The organism is Vibrio ishigakensis (genome assembly GCF_024347675.1).
Classification (GTDB): domain Bacteria; phylum Pseudomonadota; class Gammaproteobacteria; order Enterobacterales; family Vibrionaceae; genus Vibrio; species Vibrio ishigakensis.
In genome coordinates, this window is record NZ_AP024882.1 from 1,636,195 (window position 1) to 1,650,290 (window position 14,096).

General features: G+C 46.2%; 10 protein-coding genes. 6 read left to right on the plus strand and 4 right to left on the minus strand.

Going from position 1 to position 14,096, the window contains the following annotated elements:
• Positions 1–4: 4 nt before the first annotated feature.
• From cobN to Pcarn_RS21360, 3 genes are all read right to left on the minus strand, one after another.
• On the minus strand, positions 5–3,823 hold the full coding sequence (gene cobN / locus Pcarn_RS21350; RefSeq protein ID WP_261836343.1) for a cobaltochelatase subunit CobN: 3,819 nt from the start codon (positions 3,821–3,823) through the stop codon (positions 5–7).
• Between the two features lie 3 nt (positions 3,824–3,826).
• Entirely contained in the window at positions 3,827–5,749 is a 1,923-nt protein-coding gene (locus Pcarn_RS21355) for a TonB-dependent receptor domain-containing protein (RefSeq protein WP_261836344.1), read from the minus strand.
• Positions 5,750–6,046: 297 nt separating this feature from the next.
• On the minus strand, positions 6,047–7,276 hold the full coding sequence (locus tag Pcarn_RS21360) for a hypothetical protein (RefSeq protein WP_261836345.1): 1,230 nt from the start codon (positions 7,274–7,276) through the stop codon (positions 6,047–6,049).
• 241 nt (positions 7,277–7,517) lie between these two features.
• On the opposite strand from Pcarn_RS21360, the gene Pcarn_RS21365 reads away from it, so the two are divergent.
• From Pcarn_RS21365 to Pcarn_RS21375, 3 genes are all read left to right on the plus strand, one after another.
• The gene (locus tag Pcarn_RS21365) at positions 7,518–8,741 is read left to right on the plus strand and encodes a membrane dipeptidase (RefSeq protein ID WP_261836346.1); all 1,224 of its coding nucleotides are present in this window, start codon (positions 7,518–7,520) and stop codon (positions 8,739–8,741) included.
• Positions 8,742–8,877: 136 nt separating this feature from the next.
• Positions 8,878–9,207: a hypothetical protein gene (locus tag Pcarn_RS21370; protein ID WP_261836347.1), complete on the plus strand. Its 330-nt coding sequence runs from the start codon at positions 8,878–8,880 to the stop codon at positions 9,205–9,207.
• 115 nt (positions 9,208–9,322) lie between these two features.
• Complete coding sequence (locus Pcarn_RS21375) at positions 9,323–10,288, plus strand: aldo/keto reductase (protein ID WP_261836348.1); 966 nt, start codon at positions 9,323–9,325, stop codon at positions 10,286–10,288.
• 31 nt (positions 10,289–10,319) lie between these two features.
• On the opposite strand, the gene Pcarn_RS21380 is transcribed toward Pcarn_RS21375, so the two are convergent.
• Positions 10,320–11,174 carry a LysR family transcriptional regulator gene (locus tag Pcarn_RS21380; protein WP_261836349.1) on the minus strand — a complete coding sequence of 285 codons (855 nt, stop codon included), beginning with the start codon at positions 11,172–11,174 and terminating at the stop codon, positions 10,320–10,322.
• Positions 11,175–11,342: 168 nt separating this feature from the next.
• Here Pcarn_RS21380 and Pcarn_RS21385 point away from each other — a divergent pair, with 168 nt between their 5' ends.
• The 3 genes from Pcarn_RS21385 to Pcarn_RS21395 all read left to right on the plus strand — a co-directional run bounded on the left by Pcarn_RS21385 (position 11,343) and on the right by Pcarn_RS21395 (position 14,047).
• Positions 11,343–12,278 carry an NADH:flavin oxidoreductase gene (locus Pcarn_RS21385; protein WP_261836350.1) on the plus strand — a complete coding sequence of 312 codons (936 nt, stop codon included), beginning with the start codon at positions 11,343–11,345 and terminating at the stop codon, positions 12,276–12,278.
• A 140-nt stretch (positions 12,279–12,418) separates the two neighbouring features.
• Positions 12,419–13,189 (plus strand): glutathione S-transferase family protein, encoded by a 771-nt coding sequence (locus tag Pcarn_RS21390; protein ID WP_261836351.1) that lies wholly within the window; start codon positions 12,419–12,421, stop codon positions 13,187–13,189.
• Positions 13,190–13,261: 72 nt separating this feature from the next.
• Complete coding sequence (locus tag Pcarn_RS21395) at positions 13,262–14,047, plus strand: arylamine N-acetyltransferase family protein (protein ID WP_261836352.1); 786 nt, start codon at positions 13,262–13,264, stop codon at positions 14,045–14,047.
• The last annotated feature ends 49 nt before the right edge of the window (positions 14,048–14,096 follow it).

The window sequence follows — 14,096 nt, forward strand, 5'->3', positions numbered from 1 at the left end:
ATTTCTATACTTTTCGATAAATTAGGTGCTGTTTTAATGCACCAAAACTAATAGTGAGTAATACAAAGGCGATAAGCATAAACATCTGCTTATCCTGCAAAGATGGGGGTTCAAAGGCGGGGATCTCTTTCATTACCTGCCCTGAAATCATAGGTGAGCTCGAAGCCTGTCCGGCATCGCCACTTAGGCCAAATCCAATAGCTGCTTGGTCTATGAACTCTTGAGTTACCGCATGGGTTTGGTGGTATTCCACCATAGCTTCTAGCTCTTGATGACGCTCAATAAGAGACTTCATCCTTTCTTCATCGGCTTGCCAATGTCCCTTTCTCACAGCCTCTAGCATCCGTTCTATGATCTGCATCTGCGCGGCAGGCTGATGCCTTTCAAACCATTCATTGATGTCGAGATTGTGCTTATCATCGATATACACCTCACTGAGGCTTTCCCATTGATGATCGCTAACCGTTTCTGGTGCGGTTACCTGCCAACCAAACAGGTTATTAGTGATATCCAACATATTAAGCGCCCCGGCATACCCCTCCCCTTGCATGGCTTTGATCCAAGTAGGATTGAGATATCTAGAATTGAGCTCTTCAGAGATAAACTTGCCTGCGGTTACGGTGCGCCCTTCACTCTGCCTAAGGTCATTCACATAAAGAGACGGGTCCTTACCACTGGCATTGCGAACCGCTGAAGCCAATCCACCAAGATACTCAAACGGATGATCTGTTGAGAGCAGGCCATGCAGACGACTGGTTCTGGTCATCACAGCCGCATCCACTTTACTGAGTTGAGATTCTAACAGATTGGTATCGCCCAGTTTCTCACCCCAAACCTGAGTGCCATAGGCGTACTGAAGCCTAGTAGTAAATTGCTCACCTAGGGCATCATCTCCCTCCCAATCTTGAGATTGTATGGCCAGATCGTTAACACCACTTCCGTAGTCACCAGGCTCGTTACTAAAGATTCGCAGCGCGGATAGCATAGAGGCTTGTTCATTGTCATAGCCAAGCTCCCTTAACTGCTCACTCAGCGCCTTGCTATTTTCAGCGATAGTGTTGCCATCATCGAGGCTAGACAGCTCTTCAATAGCGGCGCTTAGCTTCAACATAAAGCTATCAAACTGATCGCGATACACTGAGGTCGCTTGGATAACAACATCGATCCTTGGTCTGCCAAGTTCCTGCTGAGGAATGATGTTAAGCCTTACTAGATTTCCGCCTCGGTCCCAAACCGGCTCAAGTCCGAGTGCTCGCAGAACTTGTGCTTCCAGCATGCCGAAGTGTCTCTGTGTCTCCCCGGCCCACAATGAAAATGCTATCTTTTCTGGGTAATGCCCATTCTCTTTTAGATGCGCATCAAGCAGGTTTTGCAGTTCTTTCTCAGCCGCTGTATAGGCTTGCTTGCTCGGCACCTTGGCGGGATCAAAACCGAATAGGTTTGTGCCACTAGTCGTAGACGGATTTCTAAGAGGATCACCGCCACTGCCCGCTTCGATAAAGCCACCGTTTAGTCCAGAGATTAGCGCTTGCATCTCACCACTGTTTGCTAGCTTCTGGTATGCCGCTAAAGATTGTTCGGCAAAAGGCATCAATTCTGGATTGGTTTCCTTGTTACCCTCAATCACACCCTCAAGCCACTGCATTGGGGCAGTCTGCTCTAGAAGCTCAAAGTCTCCTTCAAAACGCTTCCAATATGCTTTTGGATCGCTCTCAAACTTCGCTATCAGTTCGTCACCTTGCTGTTGCAACACGGTATACAGAAGCTCACTGTGAGTTTTGGGCTGACCAAATACGTGCAGCCCCAAAGGCACAGACGAAGAAGCCAAGCGATCGATATGCTCTTCAAGTTCCACCACAACAGAATCAAAGTGGTTGTCTAGATCATCCATAGACAGACCTAAGTCTTGGATAACGTTTAGCTCATTCATCTTTTTAATCAGCGAAGCCTTGAGTTCATCACGTACTGAACCCGGCAGTGCGTTTTGGTAGTCACCGAGCAGGCCATTGAGTTCAACGTACTCACCATAGAGGCCAGCAGGACCAAAGGTAGGTGTTTGGTGGCTAATAATGGTCGCTCGCCCGCGACGTTTAGCCTGTATCGCCTCGGCAATATTGTCTTGAATATAAGGATAAAGAACCGGCATATCACCTAGGGTCAGAAACGGAAAGTCATCCTTAGATAGACCTCTAGCCTTGCCGGGCGTCCACTCTTGAGAACCGTGTGTACCCAGATGCACTAATGCATCTAAATCACCCTTGTTATTCTCTCTTTGTAGCCAAAGATAAGCAGCCAGATAGAGGTGACTAGGTGGTTCTATAGTAGAATGTATCGCATGCCCAACCTTGCCAGAGCGCGGAGGTTGTGGAAGTAGCCACAGGTTACCGCGTTTAAGTAGAGGGAACACAAACGCTGGTTGACCATCGATATCCACTAAACCGTCATACTTCATCGGATGACCCCACCAATCGTCGATAAACTGACGTGTCTCGCGAGGCAAGTTTCGATACCAAATGAAGTAGCTTCTTAAAGGAAGTGCGACCGCATAGCCCTCGTCATAAAGCGCTTTTAATTGCTCTGGCTGGTAGTAACCCGAGAGCAACTTTTTAGCATCAGCGATCATCTGCTGTTCTGAAAACTCAGGAACAGAGTACCCCTCTTCAGATAAGCCCTGACCTATGCTTTGAAGACTAAGCGGAATATTCAGATTTGACGCTGAAATGTTCTCCGCTCCCGCCGGTGCATTCCAAAACATTACCGCTACCGATTTGTCCGCGTTGTCTTTAGTTTGCAGTTGATGATAGGCATGAGCACGACCGAACAGCAGATCCAACTGTTCAGGAATAAAGACCTTTTCACCCTCAAGCTCGGCAGAAATAACCAGCGGGTCGGTTAGACCCCAAGTCTCTGTGGTAGACAAAAGCACTGAAGCGCTGCGCTGATCAATCCCAACCTCACTTTCTCGCCAGTCATCTATCGAGCCATCGCGATAATGTACAGTTTGGATAACAGGCCGGTCGATACGCTCCATTTCAGCTTTGCGCTTTTCGCCTTGCTGAAGGTGAGTCATGTTAACGATGACGGCAGGAGCTTCTTCTTTCCACGGCCACTCAAGTCCGTGTCGGTCATCAATGTAATAAATCACCGGAGCTATGCCGTTGGCAACGGCTTGGTCAGTAAGATCATTCAACATCTCAAATTCTTGGTTGATGATCTGGTTGCGGCTGATAACAAAGCCGACCTTGGGCAGCGATGCCAACGCTTGATTCTGTTCTAGATAGGCATCTAGAGAACTTACTGTCTTCTCATTGGCATAAATTCCAAATGTTGGGATCCGCTCTGCAGCAGGGAAACCCGCGATACTCTCAGACTTAGCATGCGCATCGATAAGCCTAAAAAACTGACGGTAATTATTGGTGGTTCTGTTTAGGTAGTACCCCATTAACATACCATTTAGGCGCGGATTTACCTGTTTGGATGTCCTTGGTGGACCGCCTCCTAGCATTACCCATTCGAGCTCATTCGGCAGTGAAGCAACGATCTCTTCGAGCCTTTGTCTATCGGGCATACGAGGGGTATCCGCCACTAAAAAGTCCACCCCGTCCAGCATTGCAGGTGAGAAGCTTCTAGAGTTCAGCCCAACCAGTTCGACTGATTCATCTTCTGCATACTGTTTTAATCTCTCTACCTTTGAGTGAGAAACAAAATCGGTATGAAGAATAGCAACCTTAGTGGTTGGTTTTTCTGACTCAGCGAAAACGGCAGCACTCAAGAACAAAAAGCAGCTAACTAGGCTAGCTGCTTTGATTATTAGCGTACGCATCAATTAGAACCTGTAGGTACCATTTAGATAAACCTGACGCGGCTGAATAGCGTAGCTAAAGAACTCAGACTCATCCGCCAGATAGGTATCGAAGATGTTCTCTACCCCTACAGAAAGGTCTAGACTGCTTAGCTTGTAGTTTGCGGCAAAGTCATACACTTGATATGAAGGCAAGTCGTTGTCTTCATAAGTCTGTTCACCGGTGTGGCGCATGCTTACCTGCGTAGTTAGACGATCGGTCGCTTTCCAGTTCAATGCCACATACGCTTGTGATTCAGGCTTGCTCTCTAGCTTGTCACCCGTTTGCTTGTCTACAGCATCTAGCAAGGTTAAGTTCATGTTCACAAACCAGGCTGAGGTAATGTCGAAATGACCTGACCACTCAAGACCCTTGATCTCAGCTTCGGCAACGTTGAAATATTCGTAGATGGTTGTGCCTGGTTGCGGACGGCCAGAACAGCCCTCAACACACTCGATATCAATCAAGTTTTCAACATCATTGTTAAACAGAGTCAGCGTTGTGCCCCAACGATCACCACGATAGTCAGCCGATACCTCATACGAGCGGTTGATCTCTGGGTCTAGGTTTTCATTACCGCGGATATCGAAAGGACGACCTGTACCTGTGCTGTAATAATCTGGAGACAGCTGCTTAATGGTTGGCGCTTTAAAGCCTTCGCCGTAGCCACCCTTCAAGGTCCAACGCTCTGTTGGAGAATACACAAGATAAGCACGTGGTGAGAAATGACCGCCAAAGTCAGAATGGTCATCATAGCGACCACCAAGAAGCAGCGACAGTTCTTCGGTGATCGCGATATCATCTTGAACAAATACCGCACCCTGCTGAGCTTCATCACCACCACTAGTTAGGTCTTCGCTCGACAGGCGCTGCTCGCTCCACTCACCACCTACGGTGATATGGTGGGCGTCAAAGGCATAGAACTGTATATATCCATCCACCACGTCTTCATCAACATCATTTGCCGTATTTGGTGTACCGATATTCTTTTCATTGGTTTGAGATACACGAGTTCCGTATACACGAAGTTGTGTATCACCAAATCCCCAGAAGCCTGAGTGAGTGACACCGTAGTCTAGGGTTTCAAACATATTGGTACTGCGTGTTACCTGACCTGCGCCATCGCCGCTTGTCGGAACGTAGTCATACCAAGTTTCACTGTCACCGTAGCGCGCATAGAAGTCTAATTCTTGCTGGTCGGAGATAATGCTCTTAATTTCTGCACTAACAAAAGTATTACGGTTACCTGCGATATCCGTTTCGTTTTCAAAGTTACGACTCTCGACCAAACCTTGATATTGCTGGCCTGCTGTCACCTTCATAAGAAGCTTATCGTCTATGATGGCGCCAGATGCACTGGCCTCAATGTTGGCAGTGTTTCCGTCTTCATCGATTAGAGTCGAACCACCAGCACGAACGCTACCATTCCACTCATTAGAAGCACGCTTTGTAATTACGTTGACTACACCACCAAGAGCATCAGAGCCGTAAAGAGCAGACATTGGGCCTTTGATAATTTCAATACGCTCAATGTCGGAAACAGGGATGTTCTGTAGTTCAATGTTGGTATGCCCCATTTGAGCAGACGCACGAGTTGCACGGCGACCATCAATAAGGATCAGGCTTTGCGATACGTCCATTCCACGAATCTCTATGCCTTTACGACCTTGACCAAGGTCAGCAATGTTAACCCCTGCCGTGGTCTTTAGTGCATCCGCCAAATTGTTGTATGGCATTAGCGCTAGATCTTCTTGAGTAATTACCGATACGCTCGCCGGCGCTTTAGAGGCTTGGGTCTGATAAGAGGTTGCGGTTACCACCATAACCTCATCAGGTTTTTCACTATTTGCCGTAGCGGCAACTGAAAAAAGTGTGCTTCCGATCAGAATATAAGTATTTGTCTTCATTATTTTATGTGACATCGTTCTAATAATTAGAGAATGCAATGCTACGTTATAACATCACTAAATTTGGAAGCGGCGATACTATCCCAGCCAACTTTTCCTATCCTCACGGCGACATAGGAAACGTGATCAATATCACAAACACAGTTGGAATAATGAAAATTAAAAATAGTGAAAAGTTATTGAAACAATTGGGGGATTCACCCAAATTTTGATTAAGACGGAGCTTAAGAGAAGGCCTCCAAGGAACTGGAGGCGCAGTAAAATACAATGTAGGATCTGAGGCAGTTTCAGGCTGGGTTAATAGCGAATGTCGTCTAGGATGTGTTGAACTTCCGCCCTGACCATCATCTCTGTATCTGTTAAGAATCGCGGCTCGTGCTTTAACACACTGAGTATATTTACTTCTCTGTGCTTGGGATCCCCGCCGATTTTTTCAAACAGCCTATTTAGTAAAACCATAGAGTTAGACATGAGCTCCTCACTCTCTTCACAACTCAATATCGAAGGCTTACCTAGACCTAATGCATGCAAGATGTCGTTAAAATGCATTCTGTATCCAGCACCGGATACATCGAAGGTTTGTAGTCCTGAGTTTGAAACCCAAAGATACGGAGGGTGCTTTAGGGTGCCAAATCCGACTGCAATCACGTCGTCGTCAAAGTGAAGTTCTAGTCGTCTATCCCAGATATCTCCGGCTTTACCGCCTTCGATAACCAATTCAATAGATGCGCTCTCATGTTGAAGTAGTGCATTAGCATATAGGTGGGTTTCTGTGCCTTCTTCAAACTCAAGCTGTGGATGTTGCACTCTTTCAGCTACCACATCTTTTATCACTAGCTTTGTTTTCAAGAGTCCGGACTGTTGTAGATACCGAACTAAACCTGCAACAGCGTGGATTCCCATATCAAAACCAAAGCCTGCTCCCCCACTCACACTCGGTGATAAGAGCTTTCTTTCGTTTAATGCCTGAATACGATTGGTAAAGCAAAACTCTTCCTGTTCCGGCGCTATCTCAACTGGGTTATCTGTGGCTAGTGCGACTATCTTGTGCGGAAGTCCTCTATCTTTCAGTAATTCAGAGCGCAGAAGTGCTTGCATCGAAGGAGTGACTAAAGCGGTATCAATAAAATAAAACCGAGCGCCACGATTTTTCAGGCTAGGCACTACACACCCAAACCCTTCCTCTATTTCATTCAGTGAAAACGAAGGCTTTTCAACCACAAACAGAAGATCGTCTACCGGTATAGTACTTGATAAGTCTCGGATGATGGTGAGGTGACTGCCGACTGGAGTAAGAATAAACGCAGCGGATACCTTGGCATCAGTGTGAGCTTCAAAATAGTCCGATAGTGATGAAAAACACTTAACGTAGGGAAAATCAAACTGTTCAACAGCAGTATCCAAGGCTGGATCTATCGCAATAATATCGAAGTGAGCAGACAAGGTATCAAGCAGGCCTTGGTACAATCCAACTACCGACCTACCCGGTTGTCCGAGCCCGCCGAACACTAGCACCTTGTTTCTCATCTGGTTGACCCTTTTTCATCCTGCCTTATTCCGATACTTTAACTAACTATCTACAAATTACTACTACAATCAATAAGTTGGCTTATTAATTATTCCTAACAAATAGGTAAACCCGATGAATATCACTAAGTGTCGCAAAATGCACATTTAGTAAATCTGGATAGGCAATACTTAACTCATCAAAACAAGAACGGCATTCCACCAGATGTCCGGCGTTCCTAAACAAGAGTGAGTAATCTGTATGAAAAAACTTGTCCTAGCTGTAGCAATCTTAGCGTCTACTTCAGCTTTTGCTTCTATTGAAACCAAAGATTGGCATGACCAAGCGACCCCAGAAGCGCAACAGTTTGTTATGGACAACATTGCTATCGATTTTTATGCATCTCCTTTCCAAACGGGTTGGGATAAAGACTCTGACGTAGCCAAATATATCGACCTTGCTCATTCACGCGGTATCACTGGTGCGTCTATTACTCTGGCTGCTCCTCACACTCCAAACTGGCTGGCATTTGAGTCTGAATACCAAAAGTGGAACCATGCTGCCAACTCTGCTGACGTAAAAATCCGTATCGTTAAAAAACCAGAAGACTTCGCGCTTGCCCATAAGAACGGCGAATACGCCATCATGTGGAACGCTCAAACCACCATGATGCTAGAGGGTGACACTAGCAAAGTTAAAGCCGCGGCCGATATGGGTATCAAAACCATGCAGCTTGTTTATAACGGTAAAGAAAAAACCGGTGTAGGCGTTATCTCTAGCATGAATGGCGACCAATCAGGTCTTACCGATTACGGTAAAGAGGTGATCGATGAGATGGTAAAACACGGCATCACTGTAGACCTGTCTCATACCTCTAATCAGACCACCAAAGACATCACTGATTACATGAAGAAGAACCACCCTGGAGTGCCGGCGATTTACTCTCACTCCCCTGTTGCTTCTACTTACGGCTGCGAGCCACACGAGACCCTTGAACAAACCAAGGCTCGTATGGAGAAAAAAGGTCTAAAACCGGGTGATGCAGATTACCGTCTAGCGCCTTGCTACCGTCTGATCTCAGACGAGCAAGCGAAAACTGTGGCAGAAATGGGTGGCGTAGTCTCTGTAACCGGTACCGAGTTTATGATGGACGGCATCTGGCCAGAAGACATTACTCCAAAACAATACGCAGAGATGATTGATGGCGCAGTAAAAGTGGTCGGTGTGGACCATGTGGGTATCGCTACAGACGACATGATGACGGTTGAAAAGGTAGTTAAGTTTGCCAAAAAACACGCCGATAAGTACGCTGACAACGGTTACATGATCAACGCCTTTAACCAAGGTGCAACCGGCTGTGCTGAGCTTTCGAAACACCTAGCAGCTACCGTTGATGAGCTTTGGAAGATGGGTTATTCAAACGAAGACCTTAAAAAAATCTTTGGCGGTAACCTAACTCGCGTATACCAACAAACTTGGATTTAATCCTACTCAATATACACAAACGGCCCTAGCGGCCGTTTTTTGTAGGGTACAATCCATCATCCGCGATTAATCATCAAACACAATCTCCAGTAATCTTCTGCTCAAACGACAAGATTCAATTTTTCGGAGATTAACAATGAAGCTACTAAGCCAAATCAAACCTAGCCATATGGCGCTACTTACCGTTGTTCTATTCAGCGCTTCTGTATTTGCAGAAAACGGTGAGGAGTCTACTGATATGGAGCGCGCTGAAAGCCATGTCCATGAGCAACTGAGCCAACAAGAGATGGACGAAATTCGAGCCCAGAGACAAGAGCTACTTAAAAACCTGGAACTGACCGGCAACACAGATCAAAACACCCATCTTCATACTAATGCTAATCCGGGCCACCTAATGGTGAAATCAAACGTATGCCAAAACACGGCTATCCCTCTGGGCGCTAAAACAACCGTTGGCTGCATCTAAGAGCAATTTCCTGCAAAACGCAGAGCAAGAATCTTCAATCTCTCCTTCAGCATTTCGACTAATCTAGTACCAAGTCAGAACGAACACTAGATATCAACTGCTAAGGAGAGACACCATGTCTAACAGCAACTTTTCAGCAATCAAACAAATGGGTTACGGCGCTATGGGCCTTGAGGGCTACTACGGCGAAAGCGATGACAGTGCTGCGGTTGATACCCTAGTGCACGCTATCGAGCATGGCATGATGATAGATACCGCGGATGCTTATGGTGCAGGTCACAACGAAGACCTTATCAAACAAGCCATCGCAAAAACCGATGCGAAACCATTTATTGCGACAAAGTTCGGCATAGTGTTTGAAGAGGGTCAAACCGGCAGCCAGTTAGATACTGGCTGGGGTTTCCCCCTTACCATCAACGGCACCAAAGAGTACGTTGCACGGGCTATCGATAACAGCCTTGAGCGTTTAGGGGTTGAACAAATCGACCTAATGTACGCTCACTACCTAGATCCAAATACACCTCTGGAAGAAACCGTTCAAGCTATGGCGGATGCAGTAAAAGCAGGCAAGGTAAAAGCCATTGGTCTTTCAAATGTAACTGCACAGCAGGTGCTAAAAGCAAACGAAATCCACCCAATCGCAGCGGTTCAATACGAGTATTCCCTGTTTAGACGTGAAGCGGAAACTGACATCCTTCCTGCAATTAACAAGATTGGTGCAGCGCTAGTTTGTTGGTCACCGCTAGGGGCAGGCTTTTTGACTGGTAAGGTTCAAGAGCTAGATAAAAACGATTTTCGTAACAACAACCCTAAGATGCAGGGTGACAACTTTGTCAGCAACCTTGCACGCCTAGAAAAGATCAAAGCGATTGCGGCCGAATATGACATCTCTCCAGCTCAACTGGCTCTAGCTTGGCTAGTGGCCCAGGGCGATAACATCATCCCAATTCCAGGCAGTCGTAAAACCAGTCGCATCGATGAAAACTTGGGTGCTCTGGATGTAACACTCAGCCAAGAGACGCTAGCTAAGCTCGATGAGATAGCCCCAATCGGTGCCTTCAAAGGGGCAACTTTGGTTTAACGTTGAAAGGCCCGATTCTGCGGACCTTTTTCTATTCAAACACCTGCATCCAATGGGCTGACAGGTGTTTGTTTCGACACAACCATACGGTTTGTTCACAGGTATAAGGGCACCCACTTACCTCGAGAATTTGCAAACTATGCTCTTTCGCTAGATAGTCTGGAACATAGGCTAGCAAAGGCTGGGACTTAACCAAAGATGTCAACATGGAAGTAGTGTCCACCCTTGCCATGATTCGACGATTAAATTCTTCGTCAAACCAACCATCCAAACTTCGATTCGTTGCCATCTTTCCGTAAATAGGCTTAGACGGAATAACAAATGGGTATTCCAACACTTGGTCTATAGATAAATGCGCGCCGTGCTCAATTAGCATTGGGTGAGTATGAGATGCGACCGTCACAAAATTAATCTCTTGCAAAGCCTGATACTCAACTTGCCTATCCTGAGGGTGCGTTCCCTGCAGGCTGGTTACCAGCGCGAGGTCTACCTCATGCTTTGTCAGCATTGCTAGGTCTTCCGACTGCTTCGTCTCTAGAGTCAGTTGTTGCTGACTCAACTTTGTCATCAGGCTTGGAACAAAATGCGCTAGCAAGGACTCAGAGCCACTTACTCGAAGGTGGGGTCTACGAGGGCTCCCCAACTCACGTTCGATCTTGTCGCCGATAGACAGCATCTCTATCGCGCGATGAAACAGCATTTCTCCGGCCGAGGTTAGAGCCCACTGTGAGCCCTTTCGCTCAAATAGGGCCTGCTGATAATGGGATTCGATACGCTTTATTACCTTTGAAACCGTCCCAGGTTGCATATTCAAGGTATAAGCCGCCTTTCTTAATCCAGAAGCTCGCGCCACTTCCACAAAAATAGCCAGATCATCCAATCTCATATTGTTGCCTTAATGGAAACATAAATCGAATTAATGTTTCTTAAATTTAGATATTGACTAGCTTAAAATAGAACACCTAGTTTGAAAACCTCAGCAACGACTATGAACCGATTCTCAAAAATCCAAGCCGGACAAACCACACTGAAAAATCGTTTAGTGGTGCCTCCTATGGCCTCACAAACCGCCTCCACCGATGGCTTAGCAACCACGACCACCATTGAGCACTACGCCAATCTAGCAAACTCAGGCGCCGGACTGGTGATAGTCGAATACAGCTATGTGATGCCTTCAGGTAAAAGCGAACCCAATCAGTTAGGGGCTCATGATGACAAGTGTATTCCAGGGCTGCAGCAAATCGCGAGAGCTATCCACGAAAAAGGCGCAAAGGCTGGGTTTCAACTGACACATTGCGGTGGTAAATCTCAATTAGATGTATGCCCGGACCTTGAAGCCCCTTCTGGTATTACGGTTCCTGCCTACGACCGAGTATTACCCAAGCCACAAGCAATGACCTTAGATGATATGTATGCCTGGCGAGATGCCTTTGTTCAAGGTGCTATTCGGGCTGAAAAAGCCGGTTTTGATTTTGTTGAGCTTCATTGCGCTCACGGTTATGGCCTAAATCAAGTGCTATCACCAGTGACCAATAAGCGCACCGACTTCTATGGGGGAAATCTACAAGATCGAGCTCGCCTGATGATTGAGATAGTGCAGACAGTAAAAAAAGAAACGAAACTCAACATTATGGTGCGAGTGCCAGGTCAAGACCTTTATCCTGATGGATTATCTCAAACTGATATGGCTGAGGTATGTCGTCTATTGGTTGAGGCTGGCGTAGGTATCATAGATGTCTCTTCTGGCATAGGAGGATGGAACCGTCCTAAAGATAGGCGCGGTGAAGGCTACCTAGTCTCCGAATCTGCATATCTGAAAAAAGCAAATCTCGGGGTACCTATTATCGGGGTTGGCGGCATAGAAACCCACGGCTACATCGAACAAGCACTGCAAAACCAGTGGTTCGATCTCGCGGCAGTAGGGCGAGCAGTGCTACAAGGTCCGCAGCAATTCCAGCAAAGAGTAATGAAAGAGCCCCTACCCGCATAGATCACCAACTTTCACTAAGGCCTGTACATTCAGGCCTTTTTTATACTCCCATCAAATATAATTGACAATATCAACTATCGTAATTATAGTTGCATTTATCAACTAAATTCTGATTAGTTAAAAATTATAGAGGTAGTAAGATGGGCATCATTAATCCAACCAACAAAACCGTTTTAGACCTTAAGGGTCTGCACCTGTATCACACCGGCTTTTCTAACTGCGCAATGCGAGTAAGACTAGCCCTTGAAGAGAAAGATCTGGGCTGGGAAAGTCACCCAATCAGTCTTATGAAGGGTGAGCAACTGACCAAAGAGTACATTGGCATCAACCCAAATGCGGTAGTACCTACCCTAGTAGATGACGGCGTAGTCATCATAGACTCAGCCGACATCATCGATTACATCGATAGCAAGTTCGTATCAAACTCGCTTCGTCCTGAGTCCAAAGCTGAACAAGAGCGCATGTTCGAATGGATGTATCTCGCCAGAGATAACCACCTGTCTATCAAAACCTATATGTATTCCAACACAGCAAGTAGCGACAAGATGAAGCGCTCAGAAGAAGTGATGGCGGATTATCGTAAAAACCAAACCTTCGACAAAGCCTTGCTGGAATTTCATGAAAGATTTAACTCGAACGAAGGTTTCTCTGAGCAAGATGTAATTGATGCAACCTCGGTTATCGATGCTTGCTTCGAGAAGATGGATGAACGCCTTAAAGACCACAAATGGCTAGCAGGTGATGACTTTTCATTGGCTGACATCGCTTGGGTACCACAATTAATTGTACTCAAAGTTGCCAACTATCCATTTGAGAACTACAAGCACCTAGAGGCTTGGAAGAACGAGATCATCAAGAGACCGAGCTTTAAAAGTGCCATCCTTGATTGGTTGCCAGCAATGGGTAAATAAATTAGAGCACGGCACTGTCCGTGCTCTTTTCCTATATTCGATCATGGCTTTATGACACACTGACCGCCCCCTTTGCTAACTCCCTATTCGACCATGATCCGCCTTACTGCTGAACACCTTATCCTGTTGGAAAACCGCTTAGGTATTGCTCTTCCTTCTAAAGCCAGCAAGCGCAATATAGAACAAATCACTGAGGCCATGGTCAATCGCATCCCATTTGAAAACCTAGATGTGTTAGTTGGGCTTCCAATACAAGATGCCTTTGAGGATGTGTTTTCAAAGTTGATCGTCAAAGAGCGCGGTGGGCTCTGTTTCGAGATGAATGCGCTACTTCTGAAAATACTCCAGCACCTTGAGGTACCTTGCTATCGTATCGAAGCACAAATGGTTGTAGAGGGAGACTTGAGAGAGCAAGCCAATCACCTCGCGCTTATTGCAGAGATATCAGGAAAACCTTATTTGGTCGATATTGGTGATGGTCGCGGTATTTGGGGTATCCTTCCCCTAGATCACAACGAGCCTAATCGTCAACTAGGTACCGAGTACTGGGTCGATGACATTGGTAATAACACCTACCAACTCCAGTTTAAAAACTCCGATGGTATACAAACTCGCTATCAGTTTATTAATCAACCCATTGAACGAAAGGCATTCGCGAGAGCAAAGGCGTTTATACAAAGCGATCCACAATCTGTGTTTCATAAACGTTTGATCGTATCTCGAATTGATAGTGACGCTCGAATCACTCTATCTGAACACGAACTTATCCAATCCACGCCTCAAGGCAGAGACGTTCATGAATACCCAATAGAACAACGCGAGCAGCTTCTTTTACAGCACTTTGGAATTAAGCTTTAAAGTCAGGAACTTTCGTTCCTCGGATCTGATCCGCCCCCTGAGCCGTAAC